Annotated in this window: 32 protein-coding genes; 12 read left to right on the top strand and 20 right to left on the bottom strand. The window is 64.3% G+C overall.

Annotated elements, in window-relative coordinates:
• Positions 1 to 142: 142 nt before the first annotated feature.
• The 9 genes from AB7290_RS38305 to AB7290_RS38345 all read right to left on the bottom strand — a co-directional run bounded on the left by AB7290_RS38305 (position 143) and on the right by AB7290_RS38345 (position 6958).
• On the bottom strand, positions 143 to 1162 hold the full coding sequence (locus AB7290_RS38305; RefSeq protein WP_085398987.1) for a WD40 repeat domain-containing protein: 1020 nt from the start codon (positions 1160 to 1162) through the stop codon (positions 143 to 145).
• Positions 1162 to 2205: a CobW family GTP-binding protein gene (locus AB7290_RS38310; RefSeq protein WP_014491771.1), complete on the bottom strand. Its 1044-nt coding sequence runs from the start codon at positions 2203 to 2205 to the stop codon at positions 1162 to 1164. The genes AB7290_RS38305 and AB7290_RS38310 overlap by 1 nt, the downstream gene beginning before the upstream one ends.
• Before the next feature lie 54 nt (positions 2206 to 2259).
• Positions 2260 to 3123 (bottom strand): metal ABC transporter solute-binding protein, Zn/Mn family, encoded by an 864-nt coding sequence (locus tag AB7290_RS38315; RefSeq protein ID WP_085398986.1) that lies wholly within the window; start codon positions 3121 to 3123, stop codon positions 2260 to 2262.
• A 2-nt stretch (positions 3124 to 3125) separates the two neighbouring features.
• Positions 3126 to 3995, bottom strand: coding sequence for a metal ABC transporter permease (locus AB7290_RS38320; RefSeq protein WP_085398985.1), 870 nt, complete (start codon positions 3993 to 3995; stop codon positions 3126 to 3128).
• Between the two features lie 6 nt (positions 3996 to 4001).
• Positions 4002 to 4754: a metal ABC transporter ATP-binding protein gene (locus AB7290_RS38325; protein ID WP_071909401.1), complete on the bottom strand. Its 753-nt coding sequence runs from the start codon at positions 4752 to 4754 to the stop codon at positions 4002 to 4004.
• Between the two features lie 2 nt (positions 4755 to 4756).
• Positions 4757 to 4993 carry a hypothetical protein gene (locus AB7290_RS38330; RefSeq protein ID WP_085398984.1) on the bottom strand — a complete coding sequence of 79 codons (237 nt, stop codon included), beginning with the start codon at positions 4991 to 4993 and terminating at the stop codon, positions 4757 to 4759.
• Positions 4994 to 5037: 44 nt separating this feature from the next.
• The gene (locus tag AB7290_RS38335) at positions 5038 to 5538 is read right to left on the bottom strand and encodes a hypothetical protein (protein WP_008138982.1); all 501 of its coding nucleotides are present in this window, start codon (positions 5536 to 5538) and stop codon (positions 5038 to 5040) included.
• Entirely contained in the window at positions 5535 to 6146 is a 612-nt protein-coding gene (locus AB7290_RS38340) for a permease (RefSeq protein WP_085398983.1), read from the bottom strand. Before AB7290_RS38340 ends, AB7290_RS38335 begins: the two co-directional genes overlap by 4 nt.
• A 215-nt stretch (positions 6147 to 6361) precedes the next feature.
• Positions 6362 to 6958: a superoxide dismutase gene (locus tag AB7290_RS38345; protein ID WP_063985730.1), complete on the bottom strand. Its 597-nt coding sequence runs from the start codon at positions 6956 to 6958 to the stop codon at positions 6362 to 6364.
• A 232-nt stretch (positions 6959 to 7190) separates the two neighbouring features.
• On the opposite strand from AB7290_RS38345, the gene AB7290_RS38350 reads away from it, so the two are divergent.
• The 3 genes from AB7290_RS38350 (at position 7191) to AB7290_RS38360 (ending at position 9727) form a co-directional block, all read left to right on the top strand.
• Positions 7191 to 7718 carry a GNAT family N-acetyltransferase gene (locus tag AB7290_RS38350; RefSeq protein WP_063985731.1) on the top strand — a complete coding sequence of 176 codons (528 nt, stop codon included), beginning with the start codon at positions 7191 to 7193 and terminating at the stop codon, positions 7716 to 7718.
• A gap of 82 nt (positions 7719 to 7800) precedes the next feature.
• Entirely contained in the window at positions 7801 to 9186 is a 1386-nt protein-coding gene (locus AB7290_RS38355) for an MATE family efflux transporter (RefSeq protein WP_085398982.1), read from the top strand.
• Positions 9187 to 9292: 106 nt separating this feature from the next.
• Positions 9293 to 9727, top strand: coding sequence for a DUF2147 domain-containing protein (locus AB7290_RS38360; protein WP_085398981.1), 435 nt, complete (start codon positions 9293 to 9295; stop codon positions 9725 to 9727).
• Here the strand turns inward: AB7290_RS38360 and AB7290_RS38365 are convergent.
• Positions 9724 to 10878 (bottom strand): DUF3095 domain-containing protein, encoded by a 1155-nt coding sequence (locus AB7290_RS38365; RefSeq protein ID WP_085398980.1) that lies wholly within the window; start codon positions 10876 to 10878, stop codon positions 9724 to 9726. The genes AB7290_RS38360 and AB7290_RS38365 overlap by 4 nt on opposite strands.
• Before the next feature lie 223 nt (positions 10879 to 11101).
• On the opposite strand from AB7290_RS38365, the gene AB7290_RS38370 reads away from it, so the two are divergent.
• On the top strand, positions 11102 to 11479 hold the full coding sequence (locus AB7290_RS38370) for a hypothetical protein (protein WP_085398979.1): 378 nt from the start codon (positions 11102 to 11104) through the stop codon (positions 11477 to 11479).
• Positions 11480 to 11483: 4 nt separating this feature from the next.
• Here AB7290_RS38370 and AB7290_RS38375 read toward each other — a convergent pair whose 3' ends face one another.
• The 5 genes from AB7290_RS38375 to AB7290_RS38395 form a co-directional block, all read right to left on the bottom strand.
• Entirely contained in the window at positions 11484 to 11693 is a 210-nt protein-coding gene (locus AB7290_RS38375) for a hypothetical protein (protein ID WP_094183850.1), read from the bottom strand.
• Positions 11694 to 11818: 125 nt separating this feature from the next.
• The gene (locus tag AB7290_RS38380; protein ID WP_071909394.1) at positions 11819 to 12541 is read right to left on the bottom strand and encodes an SDR family NAD(P)-dependent oxidoreductase; all 723 of its coding nucleotides are present in this window, start codon (positions 12539 to 12541) and stop codon (positions 11819 to 11821) included.
• Entirely contained in the window at positions 12534 to 13916 is a 1383-nt protein-coding gene (locus AB7290_RS38385) for a class I adenylate-forming enzyme family protein (RefSeq protein WP_085398978.1), read from the bottom strand. Before AB7290_RS38385 ends, AB7290_RS38380 begins: the two co-directional genes overlap by 8 nt.
• On the bottom strand, positions 13903 to 14148 hold the full coding sequence (locus tag AB7290_RS38390) for an acyl carrier protein (protein WP_014491754.1): 246 nt from the start codon (positions 14146 to 14148) through the stop codon (positions 13903 to 13905). The genes AB7290_RS38385 and AB7290_RS38390 overlap by 14 nt, the downstream gene beginning before the upstream one ends.
• Positions 14149 to 14511: 363 nt before the next feature.
• Positions 14512 to 16326: a long-chain-acyl-CoA synthetase gene (locus tag AB7290_RS38395; RefSeq protein ID WP_085398977.1), complete on the bottom strand. Its 1815-nt coding sequence runs from the start codon at positions 16324 to 16326 to the stop codon at positions 14512 to 14514.
• 285 nt (positions 16327 to 16611) lie between these two features.
• Here AB7290_RS38395 and AB7290_RS38400 point away from each other — a divergent pair, with 285 nt between their 5' ends.
• On the top strand, positions 16612 to 17316 hold the full coding sequence (locus AB7290_RS38400) for an SGNH/GDSL hydrolase family protein (protein WP_085398976.1): 705 nt from the start codon (positions 16612 to 16614) through the stop codon (positions 17314 to 17316).
• 44 nt (positions 17317 to 17360) lie between these two features.
• On the opposite strand, the gene AB7290_RS38405 is transcribed toward AB7290_RS38400, so the two are convergent.
• The 4 genes from AB7290_RS38405 to AB7290_RS38420 all read right to left on the bottom strand — a co-directional run bounded on the left by AB7290_RS38405 (position 17361) and on the right by AB7290_RS38420 (position 20509).
• Complete coding sequence (locus AB7290_RS38405; RefSeq protein ID WP_085398975.1) at positions 17361 to 17630, bottom strand: DUF3551 domain-containing protein; 270 nt, start codon at positions 17628 to 17630, stop codon at positions 17361 to 17363.
• Between the two features lie 33 nt (positions 17631 to 17663).
• Complete coding sequence (locus AB7290_RS38410) at positions 17664 to 17942, bottom strand: DUF3551 domain-containing protein (RefSeq protein WP_085398974.1); 279 nt, start codon at positions 17940 to 17942, stop codon at positions 17664 to 17666.
• Positions 17943 to 18069: 127 nt separating this feature from the next.
• Positions 18070 to 19947 (bottom strand): molecular chaperone HtpG, encoded by a 1878-nt coding sequence (gene htpG / locus AB7290_RS38415; protein WP_063985743.1) that lies wholly within the window; start codon positions 19945 to 19947, stop codon positions 18070 to 18072.
• A gap of 136 nt (positions 19948 to 20083) precedes the next feature.
• A complete protein-coding gene (locus AB7290_RS38420) occupies positions 20084 to 20509 on the bottom strand; it encodes a hypothetical protein (RefSeq protein ID WP_071909388.1) in 426 nt (141 codons plus the stop codon).
• 451 nt (positions 20510 to 20960) lie between these two features.
• Here AB7290_RS38420 and AB7290_RS38425 point away from each other — a divergent pair, with 451 nt between their 5' ends.
• The 5 genes from AB7290_RS38425 (at position 20961) to AB7290_RS38445 (ending at position 24337) form a co-directional block, all read left to right on the top strand.
• Positions 20961 to 21701 carry a hypothetical protein gene (locus AB7290_RS38425; protein WP_441254285.1) on the top strand — a complete coding sequence of 247 codons (741 nt, stop codon included), beginning with the start codon at positions 20961 to 20963 and terminating at the stop codon, positions 21699 to 21701.
• A gap of 124 nt (positions 21702 to 21825) precedes the next feature.
• A complete protein-coding gene (locus AB7290_RS38430) occupies positions 21826 to 22020 on the top strand; it encodes a helix-turn-helix domain-containing protein (RefSeq protein WP_441254287.1) in 195 nt (64 codons plus the stop codon).
• Positions 22021 to 22092: 72 nt separating this feature from the next.
• Positions 22093 to 22908 carry a hypothetical protein gene (locus AB7290_RS38435; protein ID WP_441254289.1) on the top strand — a complete coding sequence of 272 codons (816 nt, stop codon included), beginning with the start codon at positions 22093 to 22095 and terminating at the stop codon, positions 22906 to 22908.
• A gap of 145 nt (positions 22909 to 23053) precedes the next feature.
• The gene (locus tag AB7290_RS38440) at positions 23054 to 23671 is read left to right on the top strand and encodes a hypothetical protein (RefSeq protein ID WP_441254290.1); all 618 of its coding nucleotides are present in this window, start codon (positions 23054 to 23056) and stop codon (positions 23669 to 23671) included.
• A gap of 141 nt (positions 23672 to 23812) precedes the next feature.
• Positions 23813 to 24337: a DUF5681 domain-containing protein gene (locus AB7290_RS38445; protein ID WP_441254292.1), complete on the top strand. Its 525-nt coding sequence runs from the start codon at positions 23813 to 23815 to the stop codon at positions 24335 to 24337.
• 82 nt (positions 24338 to 24419) lie between these two features.
• Here the strand turns inward: AB7290_RS38445 and AB7290_RS38450 are convergent, their stop codons facing one another.
• On the bottom strand, positions 24420 to 24629 hold the full coding sequence (locus tag AB7290_RS38450; protein WP_441254294.1) for a hypothetical protein: 210 nt from the start codon (positions 24627 to 24629) through the stop codon (positions 24420 to 24422).
• A 113-nt stretch (positions 24630 to 24742) separates the two neighbouring features.
• On the opposite strand from AB7290_RS38450, the gene AB7290_RS38455 reads away from it, so the two are divergent.
• On the top strand, positions 24743 to 24925 hold the full coding sequence (locus AB7290_RS38455) for a hypothetical protein (RefSeq protein ID WP_441254295.1): 183 nt from the start codon (positions 24743 to 24745) through the stop codon (positions 24923 to 24925).
• 453 nt (positions 24926 to 25378) lie between these two features.
• The gene (locus AB7290_RS38460; RefSeq protein WP_441254297.1) at positions 25379 to 25921 is read left to right on the top strand and encodes a recombinase family protein; all 543 of its coding nucleotides are present in this window, start codon (positions 25379 to 25381) and stop codon (positions 25919 to 25921) included.
• The last annotated feature ends 91 nt before the right edge of the window (positions 25922 to 26012 follow it).

Below are 26012 nucleotides of genomic sequence, written 5' to 3' on the forward strand. Positions count from 1 at the left end.
GCCAGGCACATTCGATCGCACGGCAGCAATTCGAAATTGCACGCCGTGCTCTCTACATCTGCGACCCTACAGAGGCTGCTTGTCGGTTATGTTACATGATAACAAAAATAACATAACAGGGAGAGGCTGTGGATAGTCGGCCTCATAGCTCCAGCAGACCGCCGTCCCCATTTTCGTCGGCGAAGGCCAGCAGCGTGCCCTTGGCGTTCCAGGCAATCGCTGCGACCGGAGGGGTGCCATTGCGGCGGACCAGGATCTCGGCGCCGTCCTCGAGCCGCACCATCAGCACGGTGCCGTCGCTGTAACCGGCGGCGAGGATGTCGTTCTTCGGATGGCAGGCGACCACCGACACGCGCGCCTGCAGCGGCGCGAGCATCGCGGGCTCCTTGCCCATCGGGCCGTCCTTGCTGCCGAACGGCCAGATGATGATGGTGTCGGCACCCGAAGTCGCCAACCCTTTGCCGCCCGCGCTCCAGGACATCGAACGGACGCGGCCGGGATAGCCGGTCATGCGCATGTGCCTGTTGTCGGCAAGCCGCCAGCCGTGCAGCGCCGCCTCGTGCATCGTGGTGACCAGGAACTTGTTGTCGGGGCTGAAGGTGACGCCGAGATGCGAGCCGGCCCAGGGCAGGAATTCGGCGGATCCTTCCATGTTCGGAAACCACAGCGTCGCGCCGTTGTAATGCGCGATCGCGAGCCGCAGGCCCTTCGGCGCGAAGGCGAGGCCGCCGACGGTCGAGGGCACCTCGAGCGACTTCTCCTCGGTCTTGCCGCTCTTGACGGTGGCCGTCTTGCCGGCCGACCAGGCATAGGCCCCGTCGGGATGCAGCGCCACCGCGTCGATCCAGCGCCGCTTGGGGTCGGTGGCGAGCAGCGTCACCTCACCCTTGGCGTCGAGCGACACGACCTTGCCGTCGTCGCCGCCCATGATGAGGCGCTTGCCATCGGAGGCGGTCGACAGAATGCCGCCGCCATGCACGGCGACCGTCGTGATCTCGCCCTTGGCGTCGACGAACGCGACATTCTCCTCGCCGCTGACGAAGGCGGCGCGGGGCCCGAGGAAATACACCGAGGTCACGCCCATGCCGAGCGTAACAGGCTTGACGCGATCGGTGACGGAGACGATCGAGGCGGAATCGGGGGCCGGCGTAAATTCTTTCATCACGAGACGATGCAGCTCTCAAAACCCTCGCGAATGGCCTTTTCCGGCAATTCGCGACCGATGAAGACGAGGCGGCTCTCGCGCGGCTCGCCGTCCTTCCACTTCCGCTGGTGGTTGCCCTCCAGCATCATGTGGACGCCCTGGAAGACATAGCGGTCATCATCGTCGTGGAAGGCGAGGATCCCCTTCGAGCGCAGGATCTTGCCGCCCTCGACCTGCACCAGGTTCTGGAGCCAGGGCATGAACACGTTCGGATCGAGCGGCTTGTCGGTCTTGAGCGACAGCGACTGCATGTCCTCGTCGTGATAGTGCTTCAGGCCGTGGCCGTGATCATGGTGGTGATGGTCGTGGCCATGGTGGTGATGATCATGGTCGTGGTCATGATCATCGGCCTCCAGGAAATCCGGCTCGATGTCGAGGATGCGGTCGAGGTCGAAGGCGCCGCGGTCGAGCACGTCCGCCAGGGCGACCGAGCAGCGCTCGGTGCGATGCAGCTTGGCATAGGGGTTGATGGCGCGGATGCGGGCCTCGACCTCGGCAAGCTCCGGCTTGGTGACGAGATCGGTCTTGTTCAGCACGATGACGTCGGCGAACGCGATCTGGTTCTTGGCCTCGGGCGCATCCTTGAGCCGGTCGGACAGCCATTTGGCGTCGGCGACCGTGACGACCGCGTCGAGCCGCGCGTTCTTCTGCACGTCCTCGTCGACGAAGAAGGTCTGGGCGACAGGCGCGGGATCGGCAAGGCCGGTGGTCTCGACGATGATGGCGTCGAACTTGCCCTTGCGCTTCATCAGGCCGTCCATGATGCGCACGAGGTCGCCGCGCACGGTGCAGCAGATGCAGCCGTTGTTCATCTCGAACACTTCCTCATCGGCGCCGATGATGAGATCGTTGTCGATGCCGATCTCGCCGAATTCGTTGACGATGACGGCGTATTTCTTGCCGTGGTTTTCCGACAGGATGCGGTTCAACAGCGTGGTCTTGCCGGCGCCGAGATAGCCGGTCAGCACGGTCACGGGAATTTTTTGGGACGCTTCAGACATGACAACTCCGGGTCGGGCTTTTCCGCGCGACGCGAGGCGGGGTGGCCCCCTGCCCTAGTGGTCAAGCGCGCTGGTCAGGGCCTTTATATTGTGCCTGACCATATCAATGTAAGTGGGTGCAAGCCCCTTTTCGCCGGTCAAACCGTCCGAAATCAGGGTCCCGCCGACCTTGGCCCCGGTCTCGGCCGCGATCCGCCGGATCAGACGGTCATCACTGATGTTTTCCAGGAACACAGCCGGGATCTTTTGGGCCTTGATCTGGCCGATGATGGCGGCGATGTCCCGCGCGCTGGGCTCGGTCTCCGTGGAGACCCCCAAGGGGGCCACGAACTGGACACCGTATTCGGCGGCGAAATAGCCGAAGGCGTCGTGGGTGGAGATCACCTTGCGCCGCTCCGGCGGGATTTTCGCCACGGCCTCCCGCACCTCGCGGTCGAGCGCTTCGAGCTTGTCCAGATAGGCCTTTGCCCGGGCGCGGAAGAACTCGGCGTCGTCAGGGTCGGCCGCGGCCAGCGCATTGGCGATGTCGCTCACATAGATCCTGGCGTTGGGGACGGACTGCCAGGCATGCGGATCCGCGGCCGAGCCGAGCTTCAGCGGTACGATGCCGGCACTCACGGTGACCACCTGCGCCTTGCTTCCTGCGGACTGCACCAGACGGGGCAGCCAGCCTTCGAGGCCGAGCCCGTTGACGATGACGAGGTTTGCATCCGCAATCCGCTTCGCATCGCTTGGCGCGGGCGTGTAGACGTGGACGTCGCTGTCGGGGCCGACCAGCGTCGTGACGTCGACCCGATCGCCGCCAACGGTCCGGACGAAATCGCCGAGGATCGAGAAGCTCGCGACGACGTTGAGCCGCTCGGCCGCATGCAGCGGCGAGGCGATCAGCAGGAGCACACAAAGCAGGAGACGCCGCATCGTCACGCTTCCAGATGCCGGCCGGGAAACATCTGCCGGACGATACCACCGACGCGGCCGAACAGCACCGAGACGATGTAAAGCACCGTCGCCAGCAGAATGATCGCAGGGCCCGACGGCACGCGGGTCTGGAACGACAGCACAAGGCCCGCATAGCCCGAGACGGCGGCAGCGACGACGGCGATGCAGATCATCACAGTGAGATCGCGCGACCAGAACCGGGCAATGCCCGCCGGCAGGATCATCAGGCCCACCGCGAGCAGCGTGCCCAGCGCCTGAAAGCCATTGACGAGGTTGATCACGACGAGCGCGAGGAAGGCGAGATGCGCGGGACCGCCGGCGCGGCTGACGGTGCGCAGGAACAGGGGATCGACGCTCTCGATCACCAGCGGGCGATAGATCACCGCGAGCACCAGCAGCGTCACCGTGGCGTTGAAGGCCACCACCAGCAGGGTCTGGTCGTCCATCGCGAGAATGTTGCCGAACAGCACGTGCAACAGGTCGATGTTGGTGCCCTTGATCGAGACGATGGTGACGCCCAGCGCCAGCGAGGCCAGATAGAAGGTCGCAAGCGAGGCGTCCTCCTTCAGCCCGGTCGAACGCGCGACCACGCCGGCGAGGATCGCAACCGCAAAGCCTGCAACCAGGCCGCCGGCCGTCATCGCGAACAGATTGAGGCCGGAGAGCAGGAAGCCGACGGCCGCGCCAGGCAGGATCGCATGCGCCATGGCATCGCCGACGAGGCTCATCCGCCGCAGCATCAGGAACACGCCGATCGGCGCGCCCGCCAGCGACAGCGCGATCACGGCGGCGAGCGCGCGCCGCATGAACTCGAATTCGGTGAACGGGCCGATCAGCGCGTCATAGATCATCTGCGATCACGCCGCCCGCGAGTGTCCGTCCTCGGCGCAAGCCGTGGCACTATCGTCAAAAGCCTCGCACATCCGCATCGCGACCAGCAGGTTTTCCGGCGTCAGCACCTCCGCCGTCGGTCCCCAGGCCACGGGGCCGCGCGCCAGCACCAGTGTTTCGGTGAAATGGTTGCGCACCATTTCCATGTCGTGCAGCGCGGCGAGCACGGTGCGGCCTTCGCCGTGCCAGTGCTTCACCAGCGCGAGCAGATCGGCCGTGGTCTTGCTGTCGATGGCGTTGAAGGGCTCGTCGAGCACGATCAGGCGCGCGTCCTGGAGCAGCACGCGCGCGAACAAGATGCGCTGCATCTGCCCGCCCGAGAGCGTGCCGATGGGGCGGTTCTCAAAGCCGTTGAGGCCGACGGAGGCGATCGCGCGCAGGATCTTCTCCCGCGCAGCCTTGCCGATGCCCCCGAACAGGCCCGCGTCGCGCCACAGCCCGGTGCCGACGAAGTCGAACACCGAGATCGGGAAGCTGCGGTCGATCTCCGCGCTCTGCGGCAGATAGGCGATATCGCGGCTATCGAGCCCGCCGAGATGGATGCTGCCGTCGAGCGGCCGGAGGATGCCGACGATGCCGCGCAACAGCGTCGACTTGCCGGCGCCGTTCGGGCCGATCACGGCGACCAGCGCACCGGAGGCGACCTCGCCGTTGAGATGATGCACGGCCGGATGCCGGTCGTAGCCGAGCGTGACATTATGGAAGTGCACGGCCGCCATGGTCACCTCATCGCCAGGAAGACCACGCCCCAGAGCACGGCGCAGACGGCAAGCGCGGCCGCGAGGCGGCCGGCCATGGTCATGCGCAGGATCGACCAAGGCGCGTCCTGGGCCGGATGGGGCGAGGCCGCATCATGGACATGGGCGTGGGTATGGTCGTGCCCATGCGAATGCCCGTCGCCATGAGAATGGTCATGAACGTGGTCGTGGTGATGGGCGTGGGACGCGGCGGGAACCATGCCAGCGACGTTATATTATAACATTACCCCTGTCCACGGCCGGCTCAGGGCTTGCCGATCACCATCGCGATGGCGGCGGCGACGAACGGGAACGGCACCGAGACGGCGCAGCGGAACCAGACGAACCGGGCCGGCATGAACGGGATTTCCCATAAAATCACCCGCTGGAAGGCGAACAGGGCCCAGGCCACGACATAGGCGACCACCTGCGGCACCCCACCGCCCGACTTCAGCGCTACCGTGCCGATGGAAAAGCCGATCACGGGTCCGCCGGGGGTGGCGGCGCCGGCGACCACGGCGGTCGCAACCCCGAGCCAGCCGCTGTCCGGCCCGAGCCAGCCGGTGATCACCTCCTGCGGGATGATGGCGGCGATGTAGCCGGAGCCGATCACTCCGAGCGCAATGCGCGGCACGATGTTGATGAAGTCCATGGAGCCTTCGCGGAGCGAGGCCTTGAACACCGGTGGGCCGCGGCGGAAGGCGATCAGGCCGACGCCGAACACCGAGCCCCACAGCAGGATGTCGATCAGAAGCGCCGCGCTCAAGTCTCGTCGTCCTTCGCGGCCGGCTGCGGATAGATCCGGACATAGACGAAGCGGCCGAGCGCGCCGGCGAGCACCGGCAGCGGCAGCGAGATCAGGATCCGCCACAGTGTGAAGTCGGTGCCCATGATCGGGATTTCCCAGGCCACCGCGCGGCCGTACCCGATCAGGGTCCAGCTCACGACCATGGCGATGGTGGCGCCGAAATCGGCGCCGACAGCGAGCAGCGCGCTCGCCACCGGATAGGCGGTGAAGGGTCCGCCCGGCAGGATCGCGCCGAAGGCGGTGCCGATCAAAAGGCCCATCAGGCCCGATTTCGGCCCGAGCGAGCGCGAGACTTTTTCGTGCGGCAGGATTTCGGAGATGAAGGCCCCGAGCAGGCAGCCCGCCAGCACGCGCGGCAGGATGCCGCCGAACAGCGAGAGGTCGTGCGTGAGAATCTCCAGGACACCGTCTGTGCCATCACGCCGCCAGACCAGGCCCGCGCTCACCGCCACCAGCACCGCGATGATGATGGTCGACCAGCCGATCGGCTTGCGCACACGCCCCGGCCGCGGCTCGGACTCCGCGTCCTCGGCAGGCGCCGGATTGTTCGGGGAAGGCTCTGACAACGGGCTCGGTGGGCTCGAGGGTGATGCCCATCCTGATTAAGGGCGCCGCCCATGCGATGCAAACAGTACGATGATGGGAAGCGATGCGCATCTCGCGCAGGGCCATGCGAAGCAGCAGTCGAATTCCGCACAGCAAAAAGGCGGCCGCGCATGCGACCGCCTCTTCGAGTTCGTCATCCCGGAGCGGCGACGCCGCACCCGGAAAGTGTGATGGCTCAGGCCTTGTCGAACAGGGACTCGACGTATTCCCAGTTCACGAGGTTCTCGACGAAAGCCTTCAGATAGTCCGGACGGCGGTTGCGATAGTCGATGTAGTAGGAGTGCTCCCAGACGTCCACGCCGAGGATCGGGGTAGCGCCGTGCACCAGCGGATTCTCGCCGTTCGGGGTCTTGGCGATCTCGAGCTTGCCGTTCTTGACCTGCAGCCAAGCCCAGCCGGAGCCGAACTGGCCAACGCCGGCCGCCTGGAAGTCCGTCTTGAACTTCTCGAAGCCGCCGAGGTCCTCGTTGATCTTCTTCTCGAGCTTGCCCGGCAGCTTGGTGCCGCCGCCATTGGGCTTCATCCAGCTCCAGAAGTGGATGTGGTTGTAGTGCTGGCCGGCATTGTTGAACACGGCCGGGTTCTTGCCGAACGAGCCCTTGACGATCTCCTCAAGGGACTTGCCTTCCCATTCGGTGCCCTTAAGCGCGTTGTTGCCGTTGGTGACGTAGGCCTGATGATGCTTGTCGTGGTGGAATTCCAGCGTCTCCTTCGACATGAACTGGCCGAGGGCGTCATAGGCGTAAGGGAGTGGGGGCAGCGTAAAGGTCATGGGTTGTTGTCCGCGACTGATGGGGAACTGGCTTAACGGGGACTCTTATAGAAGGTTCCACCGCCGTTAAATACCGCCAATTTGCGAAATTGCGTGATGCGGCCGATTGGCCGGATTGCATAAAATCGACGCATCGTGGGGCGCGCTTCGACAGGCCGTAAAATATCATTGCCTTTGAGGCGCTTATGGCAGAACGAACGCACCACGGCGCGGAGATGCGAAAGAGAAGGCAATGAGCATCGAGATCGACATCCTGAACGGCGACGCTTCGTGGCGGATCGCACAGCCCCTGCTCAGTGCGGTCTGGGGACGCGACGCCGCCGAGAAGCCGTCGTGGAGCCACGTTAAATGGGCCAATGCCGACCTTCGCGTGCTGATCGAGACGCCCGAGGACGGCCTCGTCTGCCACGTCGGCATCTACTTCCGTACCGTCACCTGGAATGGACAGAAGGTTCACATCGGCGGCATCGGCGGGGTCTGCACCCGCGAGGACCGGCGCGGCCGCGGCTACGCGACCATGGCGATCGACGCAGCCATCCACACCATGCGCGCCAACGAGGCGGTCCGTTTCGGGCTGCTGTTCTCCGAATCGAACAATTTTGCGTTCTACGAGGCCCGCAGCTGGCTGCCCTTCAAGGGCGAGGTCTATTGCGAGCAGCCGGAGGGTCGGATCCGCTTCGACTACATGGCGCCCTACGTCTTCAACATCGTCCGCGCGCCGACGCTGGGCACCATCGACCTATGCGGCCTGCCCTGGTGAGCCCTGCGTGAGGGGAGGACTGGCGCGAAGATGCTGCGCCCGATAAGATGTCGATCGTCATCCAATATTCCGCCCGGTGAACATGACGATCGACGCCTCCGCAGACGCCGCGCCGCCACGTGCACCGGTCGCTTCCCCCATTGCGAGCCTGCTGACGGCGCCGATCCTGCCGACACTGCTGCGGCTCGCGATCCCCAACATGATCGCGATGGTCGGCAGCACGCTGGTTGCGATTGCCGAGACCTCCTATATCGGCCGGCTCGGCACCATTCCGCTGGCGGCGATCGCGCTAGTGTTTCCGTTCGCGATGCTGACGCAGATGATGAGCGCGGGCGCAATGGGCGGTGGCGTTTCGTCCGCGATCAGCCGCGCGCTCGGCGCAGGCGATCGTGACCGCGCCGCGACGCTGGCGCTGCATGCCGCCATCATCGGCCTCTGCGGCGGGCTGTTCTTCACGGTGATGATGCTAGCTTTCGGCCGCAGCTTCTTCACGCTGCTCGGCGGACGCGAGCGCGTGCTCGAGGAAGCCAGCGGCTATTCGCAAATGCTGTTCTCCGGCGCGGTCGCGATCTGGCTCGTCAACACGCTGGCCTCGGTGATCCGCGGCACCGGCGACATGCGCCTGCCTTCAATGACGCTGATCGGGGCGAGCGCGCTCCAGATCGCGCTCGGCGGCACGCTGGGGCTCGGCCTGTTCGGCGTGAAGCAATTCGGCATGCCCGGTGTCGCCGCCGGCCAGCTGATCGCCTTCACCTGCGCGGCGATCTTCTTCCTCTGGTATCTCCTGTCCGGCCGCAGCCGGCTGCCGCTGAAGGTCCGCGCCTTCCATTTCGAACGCGCGATGTTCCTGGACATCCTCAAGGTCGGCGCGGTCGCCTGTCTGTCGCCGCTCCAGACCGTGCTCACGATTCTGATCTTCACAAAAATCCTCGCGACCTTCGGCACCGAGATGCTGGCCGGCTACGGCATCGGCTCGCGGCTGGAATTCCTGCTGATCCCGATCACCTTCGCCTTCGGCATCGCCTCGGTGCCGATGGTCGGCATGGCGATGGGCGCCGGACATGTGAAACGCGCGCGGCGTGTCGCCTGGACCGCAGCCGCGGCTTCGGGATTGACCGTCGGCCTGATCGGCCTCGTCATCGCGCTTGATCCGGCGCTGTGGGTATCGCTCTTCACCGGGGATCCCGGCGTCGCCGCGGCGGCGCACAGCTATTTCCACTGGGCCGGCCCGGCCTTCGCGTTCTTCGGCATGGGCGTGTCGCTGTACTTCTCCTCGCAAGGCGCGGCGCGCGTCGGCGGTCCGGTGCTGGCTTCCACGGCGAGGCTGCTGATCGTCGCGATCGGCGGCGTCGGTCTAATGACTGCGCAGGCGCCGGCCTGGACCTTGTTCGCACTGGTCGGCGGCGCCATGGTCGTGTTCGGACTTTCGACCGCAGCCTCGGTCGCCTTCGCCCGCTGGGGCAAATGAGCGCAGGCAAATAAGCGGGCAGATAAACGCAGGAATGTGATTCCATCCAGCGTTGCACTATCCTGCCGGACTGCTATGGAGGCGCCTCCATTTTCGGGGGCTCTCTATGTTCGGCAGATTCGCCATCCTTTCCGTCATCCTGACTACGCTGTTTGGTGCGACTGCCGCCCACGCGCAGAGCGCCGATGGGACCTGGCTGACTCAGGCCGGCGATGCGCGCGTCAAGATCAGCAAATGCGGCGGCGGCATCTGCGGCCATATCGTCTGGCTGCGCGAGCCCTATGACACCGCGACTGGCCAGCCTGCGACCGACAGCAAGAATCCCAATCCCGCGCTCGCCAAACGCGCGATGATCGGCCTGCCGCTGTTCAGCGGCATGGAGCCCTCAGGGCCGAACAAATGGTCGGGCCAGATCTACAATGCCGATGACGGCAGCACCTATGCGAGCAACGTCTCCGTGACGGGTGCGGATTCGCTGCGGGTCGAAGGCTGCGTCGGCGCGCTCTGCGGCGGCGAGACCTGGACGCGCGCGGGACGCTAGCTCGCGCCTGCCATCATCGCCTTCAACGCCGTTGCCGCCGACGCGTAGCCGCCGCGCGCGCCGTCGATGAAATGGACGTGGTCGCTGCGCAGGGCTGATGGCGTGAAACAGGTCATCATCGCGGCGTCCTGCTGGTAGAGGCCGTAGCGCACGACGCCGTCGCGCGCCGCAGCCGCGAGACGGTCGCTCAACGCGCGCTCGAGCTGCGGGGTGCAGTCGAGGATCATGCGCAGGCCGTCGTCATATTTGCGGAAGTCAGAATTCTCGACCACCTGGCGCTTGTAGACGTTTGGCACGAAACCGCCGACGTTGAGGTCGAAACGCATGATCAGATAGACGAACAGCGTGTAGGCCAGCACGCGGGCGCGGCGCGCGACCAGCGGACCGCCGCGTTTGGTGCGGGCTTCGAATTCCAGCCCCTGCGGCGGCCATTTCAGCGGCGGCCCCTGCGGCGGCACCGGGCGGCCGCCATCCGGACTGCGCTCGACGAGATGAATGATGTCCTCGATCACCTTGCGGAAAGCATGCGGATCGACACCGCGCGCCGGCATCACCAGCACCGACAGGATCAGACCGCGCGCGGACGGCATCACCTCGAAGCGGCAGGACAAACCGGAAAGATCGGGCTGCGTGCCGGCGGGCGCCTCGGCGACCGCGAACTCGCCGCGCTTCATGGCGGCGTCGGCCCAGGCGAGCCCGCCGCCGGAAAACATCGCATAGGACAGATTGGCCGACGGACCGAAGCGCGCGACGCGCACGTCGAGCCCTTGGGCGCGGATCGCACTCACCGGCACCAGCGCGACGCGCATCTTCAGATCGAGGTCTTCCCGCACCCAGGTCGCGGTCGCGGCCAGCGCCTCGCGGGCGCGTTCGACATCAGAAGGCGCGACCGCAAAGCTCGCGCCGTCGCCGCCGAACACGAAGGGGAATTCGCGCCCCTCCAATGCGTTCGTCACCGCCGCGATCACGGCCGCACCGGCCATGTTGACCGCCTTGTAGCGCTGCGCCGCAATCGCCTTGGTGGAATCGACGATATCGGCGACGCCGATGTTCCAATCATCCGGCAGCGGCGCATAGAGCGCGGGGTCCATCAGGCTCGTGAAGCCGCGGAAGACGGGAATGCCGCCGTAGAAGGATTCGCCTGATGTCATCGGGTGATGCCGGATGGTTGGGAAGCGCGTCCGAGGAAAGATACGAGGCAGGATCGATCCGGGTTCGCCGGCCGGCGCCCCTCTTTCGATTCCCGATCATTGGCCGAAATGCACCCGGACAACAAGATCGCGCCGGCGCAAATGGCGCGATCCGTCATTGATCGGCGTCAAACAGCCGGCCGGAAGAGCGGCTATGGTCGGGGCATCTCCAGAGATTGATGGGATGATCGAAGTGCCCGACTTCGACAACAAGGACTCGACCGCTCCGGTGCACCGGCGTACGGGGCTCGATCCGCTCAGCGCGGTGAAGATGCCGGAAGGACTGACCGCGGCCGTCGACGCCTGGGCTGAAGCTCATCACTTGTCGCGTTCGGCTGCGATCTGCAAGCTGGTCGAACTGGGCCTGAAGGTCGCGCCCCCGGCATTCTCGTCGGCCCAGCCGGTCGCATCCGACGCCACCAAGATCGAGGCGCTGGCCGTGCACGAGATCGAGCGGCTGCTCGACCCCGCATTGCCAACGGACGAACGCGAACGCCGCATCCGCCGCCTGACCGAAGGGCCGCCGGAATTTTCACGCGAGCGGATTGACCTGCCGAAGTGAACGCCTAGTGCAGCTTTTCGGCCTCGCGCTTGCGCAGGGCGTCGAGAGAGAGGTCGTGGCAGCCGACCAGGCGCACGAATTGCTGCGGATACATTTCATGACCGTGTCCGCCGGAATTCTGATGCGTCATCGGGGGGCAATGGACATCGTCCGGCTTCGCGCGAGGCTCCTCGATCCGGGCTTGATTTGAAGCGGTCATGTTTGAAGTGGCCATGGACTGCTCCCTGTCGATTGGGGCAGATCGATTGACATAACCCAACCGATTGCGGGGCATCTTACGACCAATTCCGGCTTGATGTCATCGCCCGGATCAACTCAATTGTGGCGGCGGAGTTCCGCTTACGCCGTATTCCCCGCATCGATCGTGAACACGGTGCCGGTGACGTTGCGACCGCCCTCGCCGAGGAGATATTCGACCATGCGCGCGACATCATCGGTCTCCGGCAGGCGACGCAGCGCGCTGCGGCCGGCGATGCGCTTGCGTCCTTCGTCGGAGAGATTGTGGGTCAGCTCGGTGTCGATGAAGCCCGGCGCAATCGCATTCACGGTGATGCCGAGCTTGCCGACCTCGCGCGCGAGCGAGCGGGTGAAGCCGGTGGCGGCGGCCTTGGTCGCGCCGTAGACGGACAGGCCGTTGTAGCCCGTGGTCGCGATGATCGAGGACATATTGATGATGCGGCCGGCGCCGTCGGCCATCATCTGGCGCGCGACATATTTGGAGAGGATGATCGGCGACAGCACGTTGAGCTGCACCAGCGCCTCGATTTCGGAATTGTGCATGGTGGCGAGCAGGCCTTCGGTGCCGAGGCCGGCATTGTTGACGAGGCCGTAGATCGGGCCGAACTCGTCGCGGATAAGCTTCGCGAAGGCCGGGATCGCGTCGATCACGGCGAGGTCGCAGGCGCGGAAATGCAGGCGCCCTTCGGAGAGGCCGATCGCCGCCCTGAGCTCTTCGCTCTCGCGCCGTGCCGCCGCAATCACATTATAGCCGGCATCAGCCAGCCGCTTGCCGATCGCAAGGCCGATGCCGCGGCTGCCGCCGGTGACGAGGACATTATGCATCGGTGCGCGCCAGTTTGCCGGCCGGAGTGACGTCGAGCGCCTCGACGAAGCGGATCACCGCCGGCACCTTGTGAGAAGCGAGCTGCGCGCGGCACCGATCCAGGATCTGGTCGCGGATCTCCTTTGCCCGCGCCTGATCGGTGCCGTCGGCGAGGATCACGTCGGCGACGACGATGCCGCCGGTGATCGGGCTGCGGCGCGATTTCGCCCGCGACATCCGCACGTCAGGATGACGATTGATGACCGCCTCGATCTCCTCGGGGTGAACCTTCAGCCCGCCGATATTGATGATGCCGCCGCGGCGGCCGACGAAATAATAGCGGTCGCCGCGCAACTCGACGATGTCGCCGCTGTCGACGAACCCGTCGTCATCAGTCAGCGCGGCTACATTGCGGCCGATGTAAGCATGCGCCGTGCGCGTCGAGCGGATGCGCAGCGAGCCATCCACGACCTTCATCTCGACACCGTTGCGGTTGCCGAGATAATCGGCCGGAAAGCCCTCCAGCCCATCATTCACGGCAAAGCCGACGCCTGCCTCGGTCGAGGCATAGGCATGACCGACGGAGGAATTGGGGAACGCGGCCTTCAGGCCGTCGAGCACCGCCTGGTCGGCGATCTCGCCGGACAGACGGACGTATCCCGGCGCGAACTGTGCGGCCGAGCCGCTCATCAAGAGCTTGCGCCAGTGCGATGGCGTGCCGGAGATATGGGAGACGCCGCGAGTGTTCAGCCGCGCGACGTGGTCGCCGAGCGCTTCGTGCGGATCGGACAGCACCATCGAGCCGCCCGAGAGGATGGCGCGCAGGAAGATCTGCAGACCGCCATAGCGGCGAATGTCGTAAAATGTCGCCCAGACCGGCGCGAGTCCGCGCGCAGGACCTTCGGCGACGATGGCGCCCGTCAGTGCTTCCAGCGTGTGGCCGGCGATCTTTGGTACGCCCGACGTGCCGGACGTCAGCATCAGCCATTCCGTGGCGCGTTCGGTCCTGGCCGGCGTGGCGGCCTGAAGCGGCAATTGCGCGGTGACGGCGAGCGCGATTGTCTTTGCGGCCCACTGCGCGGGCTCATCGGTGACAACGGCATCGATCTCGGCGTCCGCGATCAGCGCGTCGAGGTGGTCAGGATTGAGATCGGGCGGGCACAGCAGCATGCGCCGCGCGACACCGTCGAGCTCGATCATGGCGAGGCCCGACTTGAGCTGGTCCGACAGCTTCAGCAGGACAGATCGGCCCGCCAGCTCACGCAGGCGGCCGCCCAGGACCGTATGCCCCAGGACGTCCGTCAGCGACACCACATGATGGGCGTCGGAGATCGTGCGGCTCTTGAGCTCCGGGCTTAGATAGTCGCGAAGCGCGAAAATCTCACGCGGGGACATTTTCGTAGGCCCGCACGAAATCGCCCACGGTGGCGGGGAACGCTACGTCCTCAGAAATGGTGAAGGGATCGACGCCGGTCTCGTCCTCGAGGCGCGCCACCAGAATTGCGAAGGCGAGGGAATCGAAACCCGTCTCGTGCAGGGACAGATCGTCCGAGAGCGCAGGAAGCGTGACGTGCTGCTCCTTGGCGATCTGCTGGATCGCTTCGATGACCTTAGACCTTACCGACATGGCTGGCTCACTCTTGTTATTGATGGTTCGTGTTGCAGCGGCTCTTGATGACCGCCTCCCCAAGGCCCGTGTTGTTTACCCGACAGAAGTAAATGGCTTCTTGGACAATTCAGATAAAATTGGACCTATCTGGCGGATTTTGCTGCGTGTTGCAGTGAGGTGAGCACGCTGCTCGCATTCCCTCCCCCCTTGCGGGGGAGGGGCAGGGAGAGGGGTGCCGCACGGCACACTCTCTCGGCGCTGGCAAATTCTGTTGCGACACCCGAGATGACGGTTAGTCCTTTTCCGGGGCTACCCCTCTCCCCAGCCCTCCCCCGCAAGGGGGGAGGGAGCGCACCTGCCTCGTGGCAACGTGCTCATGAGTTACAGCCTGATCGTACCAACGACGACACGCGCATATGTCTCAGCGTCCAAGGCGATGTAGGCGCCGGATTTCGGGTCGAGCATGAACAGCGGCTCGCTTATCAGGCCCGGATCAAAGCCCTCCCGGGCCAGTTCGCCCTTCTTCTGCTTGAACGTCTCGGTCGCATCGAGCTCGCGGGAGATACGGATGAAGACGGGGCGGGCGTAAGCCGGCAAACGCTGCGCGAGATGGGCGGGCAGCCCCTCGATGTCAAACCCCTCGTTGACGACGATGGCGCTCATGCCGGCGCGGCCGTCGGTGCCGGGGATGCTGACGCCATAGGTGGTGGCATCGATCACGCCGGTGAAATCGCGCACGGCGTCGTTGACTTCCGATGTCGCGACGTTCTCACCCTTCCAACGAAAGGTGTCGCCGATGCGGTCGACGAAATGGAAGAAACCCTTGTCGTCGAGCCGCATCAGATCGCCGGTGCGGAACCAGGCATCGCCCTTGGCAAAGACATCGCGCAGGATTTTCTTCTCGGTTTCGCCCGCGTCGGTATAGCCCTCGAAACGGCCACCGCCCTCGTCCGCGGTGCCGATGCGGCCGATGGCTTCGCCGGCCTCGCCCCGGGCGCAGGCAACGCAAAAGCCCTCTTCGTTGCGCAAGGGTGCACCGCTATCAGGATCGAGCTTGACGAGCCCCGCCGGAAAGCGATGCGCGAGCAATGGCGGAACGCGTCCAATCGCACCCGGCTGGCCCTCGACGTTGAACAGCGAGAAATTGCCTTCGGTCGCTGCATAGAATTCGAGGATGCGCGGAATGGCAAAGCGGCCCTGGAAATCCTCCCAGATGTCGCCGCGCAGGCCGTTGCCGCAGACGAGCCGCAGGCGGTGACGGTTCTCGTATTCGGACGGCGCCGCCTTCAGAAGGTAGCGGCAGAGCTCGCCGATGTACTGGAACAGCGTGCAATCGTGCCGCACGATGTCGGGCCAGAAGTTCGAGGCCGAGAATTTTTCCGCGATCACCACGGAGCCGCCGGCGGCGAGCATGCTGCACGGCGCGACGATGCCGCCGACCGAGTGGAACAGCGGCAGGCAATCATAGAGCCGGTCCTGCGGGCTGGCGCCGGTGAGGCCGGCGAACCAGAAGCCCCAGTTGAGGATGCGTCGGTGGCTGATGCTCGCCGCCTTCGGCAGGCCGGTGGTCCCGGAGGTGTAGATCAGCAGGGCCCGGTCGTTGATCGTCACGTCGCCATGCTCGTCCGGCGAGAGCGGCCCGTCCTCGAGCGCGACAAGTGCGACGTCGATCGCGCGCTCGCTGCGGGCATCGCCATGGGTCCAGACTTTTGCTTCTGTCTTCAGGTGCGGCGACGCGCCGTCCAAGGCTTCCATGAGCTCGTGCGCGACGATGACATGCGACGGCCTGGCCACATCGACGCAATGCGCGAGCGACTGGCCGACGAGCCTGGTGTTGATCAGCGCGACCACGCCGCCGACCCGGCTGATGCCGAGCCACGCGGCAAGATAGTCGATGCCGTTCGGCATAATCAGCGCGACGGTATCCCCCTTGGCCACGCCGACCGAGCGCGCCCAGCGCGCATAGCGGTTGATGCGCTTCGAGAGGCCTGCGTAGTCGATCGTTGTCTCATCTGCGACCAGCGCGGTGCGATCGGGCTGACGCTGCGCCCAATCGTCAACGACGTCGGCGAACAGCCGGCCCGGCAGCGTCTCGATGCGTGCGGTGAGCTCGATCGCCTTCAGCCAGATCTTTGAAGCCGAAGGTGCGCGCGCGACTTTCGGTTGCTCGATGACGCCGATGGTCATGCCGTCCATTCTTTCGGAACGTGTCTGCTGTTTCTCCAAGCTTAGCTCGCATGCCCTGCCCAGGTGTTAAGAGACAAGGTAAAGCCAGGTTAGTACGTGATTAACTCTGGCCGTCCGACGCGGGCGAGTTGGGCGGCGTGCTGACGGCGGGGACCGATCGCTGGTGCAAGGTGATCGAGTTGTCGGGGATCGGGACGGGGTAGCGATCCGGCCTCGCCGAGGCTATGCGCTCCCTGGTAAACGGGCTATGCTTTTCTACCCTGCGTTGTCATGGCTACGAAAGGGAGGCGTCCCGTGGCTTTCGATCCGTCAGAGTTTCCGGTCCAGGCCGCGCCGTTCGACCAGCGCCTGGAGAATTTCGGCAGCCGCGTGAAGGGTGGGCAGGCCAGAGTGGTTGCGATCGGCTCGTCGACCACGGCGGGCGAAGGAGGCATCGCTCCCTATCCGCAACGGCTGCTGGCGGATCTTCGGATCAAATTTCCAAATGTCGGAATCGAGGTGATCAACCGGGGCGTCGGCGGCGAAGACGCTCCTTTGGAGCTGAAGCGGTTCGAGCACGACGTCTTCGATCTCAATCCCGATCTCGTCATCTGGCAGGTCGGCACCAATTCGGTGTGGCAAGCCGACGGTCCCTCGTTTGCGGACACCACGAAGGCCATTCGTGAGGGTGTCGACCAGCTGCTCGGCGCGAAGCGGATCGACGTGATCCTGATGGACCTTCAATATGTGCCTGCGGTGCTGACACCGGCCAAGCACCAGAAAGCGGACGCCATGGTCGAGGCGATCAGCCAGATCGCGTACGAGAAACAGGTCAACGTCTTCCGCCGCTTCGCGCTGATGAAGAGCTGGCACGAGGTCGCAAGGATCTCGTTCGACCATTTGGTCGACCCGGGCGATGACACCAGGCTGCACGCCAGCGACTGGACCACGGACAAGATGACCTGGCAATTGACCGACGCGATCTTCGCGGCTGCCAACAAGGCGCCTCACGGCACCTAGTTCTGCATGCTCCGCCGGATTCGCAGCTGAACGGGTGGTGGGCGCTAGCCGCTTCGCCTGTAGCGTGGGCGCGGCGGCGCAACGTTGACCGGATAATACGGATTGAGATCGCAGGTCGCGGCGCGGCCCGACGCCGTGGCGCGGCACTGCGGCAGCGACGTGAAGGAGCAATCGTACCACTCCCCGCCGCCGCCGTTCGCGCCGGAATAGACGTGCATGCAGACGGGAAAGCTGGGATCAAAGGTCTGCGCATGCGACGGCGCAGCTGCGGTCAGCGCGCCGACGGTGATGATCAGGCCGGATGAGAAACGCATGAGGGATGTTGCTGCGTGCCGCATCGCGAACAACTACTGCACCTTCTTGTGACGCTTGCGCGGGGGCGGCGGCGGTTCGTTGTAGGCGTAATAGGGATTGACATCGCAGCTCGCCGCGCGGCCCGACGCCGTGGCCCGGCACTGCGGGATCGAGGTGAAGGAGCAGTCGTAATAGTCGCCGCCACCGCCCCGGCCGCCCGAAGTATAGACGTGCATGCACACCGGATAGCGCGGATCATAGGTCTGGGCTTCGGCATCTGCCGCCACGAACAGCGTGGCAATCGCGGTGAGGGTCAGGACAGGCAGGCGCATGGAGACATCCTCGAATCGATGGCGGCGTCGGATCTGATGCCGACGTCCTCCTATGGCATAACACCACGCCGGAGGCGACTGTTCCTCCGGCGGATGACGGCAAGGTGAGCAGGGTGCGCTGCGCGCGCTACCCGCCCAGCCCCTGCAGGACCAGCCGGTTGAGCCTTGCCGCAAACGCGGCAGGGTCTTCGGGCAATTCGCCGTCCAGGATCTGCGCCTGTTCGAGCAGGATCAGACTGAGATCGTCGACCGCCCTGGAGCCGGCCTGCGCCCCGGTGATCGCCGTCACCAGCGGATGGCGCAGATTGATCTCGAGGATCGGCTTGGTGCGCATGCCGCGGTTCTGCTGCGACAGGATGCGCTCGAGCTCGCGGCTCGGGCCCTGACTGTCGGCGACGAGGCAGGAGGCGGAGCTGGTGAGGCGCGTCGAGACCTTGACGTCGCTGACGCGCTCGCCGAGCGCGGCCTTGATCACCGCGATGGTAGCGGCCTCGTCGGCTTGCGGCTCGTCCTTCTTCGCCTCGTCGGCCTCGTCGGTGCGCGGGATCAGGTCGAGATTGAGATCGCCCTGGCTCAGCGATTTCAGCGGCTTGCCGTCAAACTCCGATGGCATCGAGGTCCAGAAGGCATCGACCGGATCCGACAGCAGCAGCACCTCGATGCCGCGCGCGGTCGCGGCTTCCAGCCGCGGATTGGACTTCAGCCGCTCGATGCTGTCGCCGACGAGATAGTAGATCTCGGTCTGGTTCGGCTTGAAACCGGCGATGACGTCCTTCAGCGAACGCTTCTCGCCCGAGGTGGTGGCGAAGCGCGACAAGGACAGCAGCTTTTCGCGCCGCTCGAAATCCTCGTAGATGCCTTCTTTCAGCACTGCGCCGAAGGCGTCCCAGATCCTGGCAAAATTCTCCGGGTCCTTGTCGGCAAGGCTTTCCAGCTCGGAAACGACTCGGGTCGCCACGGCTTTCCGGATCTGCGCGAGCTGCGGATTGTTCTGGAGCATCTCGCGCGAGATGTTGAGCGGGAGATCTTCGCTGTCGACCACGCCGCGGATGAAGCGGAGATAGCCGGGCAGCAGATCGGCATCGTCGGTGATGAAGACGCGGCGGACGTAAAGCTTCACCCGGCCCTTGCGGTTCGGCTCGAACAGGTCGAACGGCTTCGTCGACGGCGCGAACAGCAGCACGGCGTAGGAATAGCGGCCTTCCGCGCGGTAGTGCAGCGTCATCGCGGGATCGTCGAAGGCGGAGGCGATCTGCTGATAGGCCTTCTTGTAGTCCTCGGCCGTCAGCTCGGACTTGGAGCGCTGCCACAGCGCGCTCGCCGAGTTGATCTGGCGCGGCTCACCCTCTTCCGGCACCAGCTCGATGGGGAACAGGATGTTGTCGGAATAGGCACTGACGATGCGCTCGATCTCGTAGGTCTCGAGATACTTCTTGGCGTCGTCCTTCAGGTGCAGGACGATCTCGGTGCCGCGTGCCACGCGCGCCACTTCCTCATCGCTTGCGTGCGCGATCTCGAAGCCGGAGCCGCCGGAGGACGTCCAGCTCCACACGTCGCTCTCGCCGGCACGCCGGCTGACGACGACGATCTTCTCGGCGACCATGAAGGCGGAATAGAAGCCGACGCCGAACTGGCCGATCAGGCCGAGGCCGTCCTTGGCCTCCTTCAGCTTCGAGACGAACGCCTTGGTGCCGGAACGGGCAATGGTGCCGAGATGGTCGATCAGCTCCTGGCGCTCCATGCCGATGCCGTTGTCGGCGATCGTGAGCGTTCCGGCCGTCTTGTTGGGGATGATCCGGATCTTGAGCGCGTCGCCCTCGCCCAGCAGCGCCGGGCTGGCGATGGCTTCATAGCGCAGCTTGTCGCAGGCGTCCGATGCGTTGGAGACGAGCTCGCGCAGGAAGATGTCGGTCTCGGAATAGACGGAGTGCACCATGAGGTGCAGAAGCTCGGAAACCTCGGCCTGGAAAGGCTGCGTATGCGCGGCCGTATCTGACGTCGTCATGCGTTTACCCGGTCAATCAAAGGGGAAAGAAACCCGGGATATAACGCGAGGGGATAGGGGATCAAGTGGACGTGAACTATCGCCCTCCCGGCGGGAAGGCGATTTGTCCGTGGCGGCCAAGGGCGGCGAAGACGAATCAGGTCACACAGCGGCCGGGCTGGAGCAGCTTTGCGACCTCGGTCAGGGAGCTGACCATCGGCTCGCAGGCAATCGTCGGCCTCTTGGGACCCTGCTTCCGGTTCTGGAGCAGCACCGGCGGCTTGGCGTTGCCGGTCTCGATGACCGCGCGGACCCGCAGCAGCACCGACGTCTCGGCCAGATCGTTCAGCCGCATCGACACGGTGCGGGTGGGAACCGGGGCCTGCTTGACGTCGGCGAACCGGTCGGCCTTGCCGGAACGGTTGACGTTGTGACCCGCATCTTGCGTGGGCCTGTCGGCGACCGCCTGCCAGCGGTCGGCCAGATCATGGCCAGAGGCCAGCTGGACGGCACCGACCTGGACGGCACCAAGCGTCGCGGCAATCGCGACAACACCCAAAAATACCTTTTGCATCTGCAACATGGCTGTCGATCCCTCGCCCCATGGCGATCGCGGGAACAACGCGATGGGAGGACCGGCAGTTCTCAGCCGTTAAGATCACTTAACCGTGTGCGAAATTCACGGCAGGGCGCATAAAAAGGCCGCACAAAAAAATTTTCAACCGCCTGGAACGACTCTCAGGCCCGAGAGTCGTCTCAACAGCCGGCTATTCCCCCCTGCCCCATAAGCCGGCGACGTAGGGCGCGACTGTGGTGATGCCAGTCGCGCCTTACTTTTTTTCGCGGGAAATCCGCAGGTTAGCCCGTTCCCGCCCCACCATCCGCCCCACTTTCTGCCGGGTCGCTGTCCGGTCGGCGACTTCACGTTTCTGTGGATCATGGGGACGAGTGCCGGCGCCTGCCCGCCGGGCGGGTGGGCTGCCACTATTCGCGCGGACGCTGGCGAACGTCGGAGATCACGCGGGATTGCCACTATGCCGCAGCTAACACGACGCCTGCCCAATTTGTCGGGGGGCGGCGCGACGCCCCAGCACACCATCGATCCCGAGACATGGGACCGGATAATTCCTCTGTTCGGACGCCCCCTGCCCGCGGATCAAATTGCTCAGTTGAAGAGCGACCTGGAGGGGGCCACTGGCCGCTATCTGCTGCGCGCAGATGTAGCCACGTCCGCTCCCATTCGGGACCGGCAGAGCAAACAGATCCGCAAGTATCGTCAGGCTCTCCTCACCTTCCTTCGCCTGTCGGAGAAGCTGCAGGTGGGGGACGAAGGCGACTTCGACACTGGGCTCATCGAGCATCACCTCTCGCACCCCAAGCTCGACGGCGGACGGCAGGGAAAGCTGACCGAATTTTATGATCGCACGCGCGAATACGAGGAGATCACGCGCGAGTACGAGGGGATGGTGCGTGCCGTCGCGGCAGCCAGCAAAGCAGCGCTGAAGACGGCGGCCTTTTCAGGCGCTGGTCTGCAGCCCACGAAAATGTGGGACATCTGGGTGAGGGAGACCGCTCGGGCTTGGGGGAAGTATGTTCGTCCGGTTTCCGTACGACACGACGGCGACCCCAAAGTTTCCGATTTTGTCACCCTGATCGACATTCTGCAGTCGTCTCTCGCTGGGCGGTATCATCATCACACAAACGGCCCGACCGCATTGTCTTCAGCGGTAGCGCGCGCGCTTGATGAAAGCCCTGTCCACGATGATTTCACGTGAAATCGAAACTGACGTTTCGGATCGCAAAAAAACAATTCGCTGAGATCGCCTGATCCGGGCATCCAAGTGTCCGCCTCGCTACGCTCTCGTTCGCTCATTTTTATTCGGAGCACGGGAGGCAGCAGTGAACAAGATCATTCCCATTGAGCGCGAAGGCCTGTCGATTGCCGAGGCGTGCGTCGTCGCCGGTATTGGCCGCACCATGCTGTACGAGGCCATTGCCGACGGCCGCCTGAAGTGCCGCAAGCTTGGCAAGCGCCGCCTGATCCTGAAGGCCGAACTCGACGAGTTCTTGGCATCTCTGCCGCTCGCCCAGTGACGTGAGATATTGCCCGGCACGGTCTGAGCCACCGTCGCCGGGCATTCGCTACCCCTTTCAGGAGAAGCGAGAGTGATCCGCAAGCGCGATAAAAGCATTCCCGGCCAATGGGCGGCCCGGATTATCGAGATGCTCGAAAGCCCGGCCTATCGAGTGTTGTCCGTTTCGGCCCATCGCGTCCTCAGTCGCGTCGAGATCGAACTTGCACATCACGGCGGCCAAGATAACGGCAGGTTGCCGGTGACCTACGCGGACTTCGAGTCTTACGGCATCGACCGCCACTGCATCGCGCCAGCTATCCGGGAAGCGGTCGCGCTTGGGTTCTTGGAGATCACTGCTCAGGGCCGCGCAGGCAATGGGGAATGGCGGAGACCCAATTATTTCCGCTTGGCCTATAAGCCGGCGAAGGGCCACCCCGGTCACGGAACGAATGAGTGGCGGCAATTTAGCACAACGGAGGAGGCCCTCGCGGTGGCTCGCGCCGCGCGCACTGCAGCTTCCAGAAAAACAAAAGTCCAGTGCGGGTTTCCGCCGAAAGTCGGCGGGGAAATCCCCACCGAAAAGCACATTTTCATACCGGGGAAATCCCCACCACAGGCCAAGGTGGAAAAACCCGCACTACTCTCGATATTTCGGGGAGGGATGCCGGTACCGGATCGCGAAGCGCGCCCGTCAGGGAGCGCCGAAGCGAGCGATCCGGCCTCACCGGAAGATACCGCGGTCGTTCAGAACCGCATCGCGATGCGCATCGGTCCAGACGGCTGGATCGTCCTTGGCAATTTGCCCAGCGACGAGCTCGAACGTCTTACGGAGCTTGAGCGGACCGGCACGCTCACGGATGAAGCGCTCGGACCTGCAATAGCGGCAGCCCAGATGGGCAAAGCATGAACGGGCGCAGCAACCAGCCATCGGCCAGCGTCGAAGCCCTGCTGGGTGGAGCGTGCTCGCACGCGGGTCAGCACTGACCGCTGTTTCATAACAATAGTCAGGCACGTAACGGACGGGCCCGTTACGTAACGAAAGGGAGATCGTCATGGGCCTCAGCAATGCCGAGCGACAGGCGCGCCATCGTGCCAAGCAAGCCGCAAAAATGGAGGCGTTACGTAACGGAGCGGCACCGTCGCAAGGTGCGGAGATCGAAGCGCTGCGCAAGCGGGTTAGAGAGCTTGAGACCGCACTCGCCGCCAACGCCGAGGCAGCGCCGCTCAGCGATGTGAGCCACAGGGAGTTATCGGGCAAGCTCATGCATGCCCAGTTTGAGATACACCGGCTGAGCAGGGAACTGGAGGAGGCGCACAAGGCCGAGCCTGAACGGATTGCCGCCCTGAGTCAGCGAATCCGAGCGCTTGAGCAGGAGCGCGCTCGGCGTAACAGTGCAAGTAAGGCCGCCCGAACACGGACCGCCAAGGCGGCACTCGATCCTGACAGCGCAGCCGCCAGTGAGATCAAGGGCCTCAGGACGCGCATCAAAACTCTCCAGGGCCAGCTTGAACACGCAAACAAGAAACACGCTCGCATGAGCTTTGAAACGAAGTCCATGATCGCGAAGGCCCTGCATCCCGATGCCTCGCCCAGCCCCAAGGACCGAGAGGAAGCATTCAAGGCGTTCTCGGGATGGAAGGCCGACGACGACGCAGTGCGACGGCAATGAGCCGCGCTTCGGCCAGCAGTGTCAGGCTCATGCGCGTCCCAAACTCCGATGCGCGCACATAAGATGAGGGCGCGCATGAAGTCGCGGCTTGACCTTCCACATTGCGATGATCCTAATGGCGCGGCGATAGAGTAACGGGCTATGGCACCTGAAAATACAGATCGGAAACAGGCAGGCCGGTTTCAGCCGGGGCGATCCGGAAATCCGTCCGGTCGACCGCGCGGGGCTCGCAATGCGACCACCATCGCGATTGAAACCCTTCTTGATGGTGAGGCCGCAAGGCTGACGAAAAAGGCCATCGAAATGGCCTTGGCGGGCGACGTGGTCGCGATGCGGCTTTGCCTCGAACGGATTTGCCCGCCCAAGAAAGGTAGCCCCGTAGCTTTCCCCTTGCGTCTGATCTACACCGCGCAGGACGCGGCGGACGCCCTCGCCGATGTGGCGGCCGCTGTTGCTGCCGGTGAGATCACCCCGAGTGACGCCGATGCGATCTCCAGCGTTTTGAGTCGCGCCGCGAGGGCATTTGAGGCCACCCATCAGTCGGTTTCCGGGAAAACGATCAATGACTACACAGACGCGCAACTCCTCGACATCATTTCACGCGGAACGTCACCGGAGTTAGCCGCTCAGCGGCGCCAGATAGCTAACAAGACGGGCATCGACTGATCGACTTCGCAGGCTGTCGCTCAACACGTAACGGCGCGGCGTGGTCCAATCGGGTGGGTACCGCACCACACGAACAGGCGCCTTATTTGACGGTCGCCCTCATTGCCGCTTCCTCGCTACTTCGCTGGGCCCTTGCGGCCTGCGCCAGCTTTAGCCATTCGTCGGCGAACATGAGCCATTGTGCCTTGGCTGACGGGATGTCGCTCTTGGCAGCTTCTGCCAAGCAGTCCTCACGCTCTTTGAGAAACGTTATAGCGTCCCGTTCGCCGGGTGCATCCGCCCACTTATCCATGACTGGCTTTCGCAACCAAAAATCAGCGTCTTGACCTAAATCAACCTCCGAATTGAAAACCTATTACGACCGTATGTCCAGCAATGCCGAGCGGACATATCGTGGAGCTTCCGGTGAAGTTGCTTGCCGAGTACATTGAACGCGCACTGCAACTGGAAGCCCTTGCCGAGGGCGAAACCGAGTTCAAGTTCAAGGTGCAGCTACTAAAGCAGGCGGATGCGTACCGTAAGCTGGCAGTAAATCGTGCGGAGCTTTACGGGATGCCACCGCCGAGCCGCCCTGACAAATCAGGTTAGCCGCCGAAGCTGGGCCGGCTCTGCCGAGACCCTGGTCTCGGCCGGCCCTTAGACTGGCGGGCCTTTTCGTTTGATCCAATAAAAACGCCGCCCGCTTAAATGTCGCGCGGACGGCGGCTTTCCAGCCCCGGCGGGTTTGACGCAAAACTCCGGTGACGATGATACTGCACAAGTTGTGCCAAGGTTTTGTGTCGCGTTCTGTGACACCCGCAGAGGGGATTGGGACACCGGGAAACACAGACAGACAGCCCCCGGCGGGGTGTTGGCCAAGGCCAACGCCCGGCTTGGTGTAGGAACGAGCCTTTGGACATGGCCCGAACCGTTGCACGCCTCATTTGGGTTTACCCAAGCGAGTCATGGCGCTGAGACAAGAATGCCGTCTCATTAGGGTTGACTTCTGATTTGTGAGACGACATTGTCTTTGGGTTTAGACCCTAACGAGACAGGATCGCCATGACCGTCATCGGCTACGCCCGAGTAAGCGCCACCGACCAGAACCTTGACGTTCAGGTGAGCACACTCCGTGCTGCAGGCTGCGAACTCATCCGGTCGGAGAAGCGCAGCGCCACCACGACGGCTGGTCGCGAGGAGCTGCGCACGGTGCTCGACTTCCTGCGCGAGGGAGACGTTCTGACAGTCACCCGTATCGACCGCCTGGCGCGGAGCATCGGTGACCTCCAAGACATCGTCCGCGCTGTAAAGGCTCGCGGCGCGATCCTGAAGGCCACCGAACAGCCCATCGACACCAGCACGGCGGCGGGCAAGTGCTTCCTCGACATGTTGGGAGTGTTTGCCGAGTTCGAGACCAACCTGCGGCGTGAACGACAGCTTGAGGGGATTGCGGGTGCAAAGGCGCGCGGCGTCTACAAGGGCCGCAAGGCGAGCATCGATGCCGAGAAGATCAGGAAGATGAAGGCCGACGGCGTGGGGCCGTCTGCGATTGCAAAGACGTTGAAGATCGGTCGAGCGTCAGTTTATCGCGCACTCGCGGAGTGAGCCCGCCTGTTTCCTGCACCCCGAGGGGAGAAGTCCACAGTCATCGCCCAAACCGACGCGATTGACCCATCTCGGAAGGTTGGCCTCTAGC

Source organism: Bradyrhizobium sp. 613_E4_N2_2, from assembly GCF_052075995.1.
In the GTDB taxonomy this organism is placed as follows: domain Bacteria; phylum Pseudomonadota; class Alphaproteobacteria; order Rhizobiales; family Xanthobacteraceae; genus Bradyrhizobium; species Bradyrhizobium barranii.

Excerpts from the sequence above, each read along its gene's own strand:
- AB7290_RS38330 (WP_085398984.1), bottom strand. The coding sequence starts at position 4,993 with ATGGTTCCCGCCGCGTCCCACGCCCATCACCACGACCACGTTCATGAC.
- AB7290_RS38355 (WP_085398982.1), top strand. The coding sequence starts at position 7,801 with ATGACGATCGACGCCTCCGCAGACGCCGCGCCGCCACGTGCACCGGTC.
- AB7290_RS38315 (WP_085398986.1), bottom strand. The coding sequence starts at position 3,123 with ATGCGGCGTCTCCTGCTTTGTGTGCTCCTGCTGATCGCCTCGCCGCTG.
- AB7290_RS38370 (WP_085398979.1), top strand. The coding sequence starts at position 11,102 with ATGATCGAAGTGCCCGACTTCGACAACAAGGACTCGACCGCTCCGGTG.
- AB7290_RS38440 (WP_441254290.1), top strand. The coding sequence starts at position 23,054 with ATGGGCCTCAGCAATGCCGAGCGACAGGCGCGCCATCGTGCCAAGCAA.
- AB7290_RS38410 (WP_085398974.1), bottom strand. The coding sequence starts at position 17,942 with ATGCGCCTGCCTGTCCTGACCCTCACCGCGATTGCCACGCTGTTCGTG.
- AB7290_RS38325 (WP_071909401.1), bottom strand. The coding sequence starts at position 4,754 with ATGGCGGCCGTGCACTTCCATAATGTCACGCTCGGCTACGACCGGCAT.
- AB7290_RS38365 (WP_085398980.1), bottom strand. The coding sequence starts at position 10,878 with ATGACATCAGGCGAATCCTTCTACGGCGGCATTCCCGTCTTCCGCGGC.
- AB7290_RS38345 (WP_063985730.1), bottom strand. The coding sequence starts at position 6,958 with ATGACCTTTACGCTGCCCCCACTCCCTTACGCCTATGACGCCCTCGGC.
- AB7290_RS38380 (WP_071909394.1), bottom strand. The coding sequence starts at position 12,541 with ATGCATAATGTCCTCGTCACCGGCGGCAGCCGCGGCATCGGCCTTGCG.
- AB7290_RS38320 (WP_085398985.1), bottom strand. The coding sequence starts at position 3,995 with ATGATCTATGACGCGCTGATCGGCCCGTTCACCGAATTCGAGTTCATG.
- AB7290_RS38405 (WP_085398975.1), bottom strand. The coding sequence starts at position 17,630 with ATGCGTTTCTCATCCGGCCTGATCATCACCGTCGGCGCGCTGACCGCA.
- AB7290_RS38420 (WP_071909388.1), bottom strand. The coding sequence starts at position 20,509 with ATGTTGCAGATGCAAAAGGTATTTTTGGGTGTTGTCGCGATTGCCGCG.
- AB7290_RS38445 (WP_441254292.1), top strand. The coding sequence starts at position 23,813 with ATGGCACCTGAAAATACAGATCGGAAACAGGCAGGCCGGTTTCAGCCG.
- AB7290_RS38425 (WP_441254285.1), top strand. The coding sequence starts at position 20,961 with ATGCCGCAGCTAACACGACGCCTGCCCAATTTGTCGGGGGGCGGCGCG.
- AB7290_RS38395 (WP_085398977.1), bottom strand. The coding sequence starts at position 16,326 with ATGGACGGCATGACCATCGGCGTCATCGAGCAACCGAAAGTCGCGCGC.
- AB7290_RS38350 (WP_063985731.1), top strand. The coding sequence starts at position 7,191 with ATGAGCATCGAGATCGACATCCTGAACGGCGACGCTTCGTGGCGGATC.
- htpG (WP_063985743.1), bottom strand. The coding sequence starts at position 19,947 with ATGACGACGTCAGATACGGCCGCGCATACGCAGCCTTTCCAGGCCGAG.
- AB7290_RS38310 (WP_014491771.1), bottom strand. The coding sequence starts at position 2,205 with ATGTCTGAAGCGTCCCAAAAAATTCCCGTGACCGTGCTGACCGGCTAT.
- AB7290_RS38360 (WP_085398981.1), top strand. The coding sequence starts at position 9,293 with ATGTTCGGCAGATTCGCCATCCTTTCCGTCATCCTGACTACGCTGTTT.
- AB7290_RS38390 (WP_014491754.1), bottom strand. The coding sequence starts at position 14,148 with ATGTCGGTAAGGTCTAAGGTCATCGAAGCGATCCAGCAGATCGCCAAG.
- AB7290_RS38385 (WP_085398978.1), bottom strand. The coding sequence starts at position 13,916 with ATGTCCCCGCGTGAGATTTTCGCGCTTCGCGACTATCTAAGCCCGGAG.
- AB7290_RS38305 (WP_085398987.1), bottom strand. The coding sequence starts at position 1,162 with ATGAAAGAATTTACGCCGGCCCCCGATTCCGCCTCGATCGTCTCCGTC.
- AB7290_RS38375 (WP_094183850.1), bottom strand. The coding sequence starts at position 11,693 with ATGGCCACTTCAAACATGACCGCTTCAAATCAAGCCCGGATCGAGGAG.
- AB7290_RS38460 (WP_441254297.1), top strand. The coding sequence starts at position 25,379 with ATGACCGTCATCGGCTACGCCCGAGTAAGCGCCACCGACCAGAACCTT.
- AB7290_RS38450 (WP_441254294.1), bottom strand. The coding sequence starts at position 24,629 with ATGGATAAGTGGGCGGATGCACCCGGCGAACGGGACGCTATAACGTTT.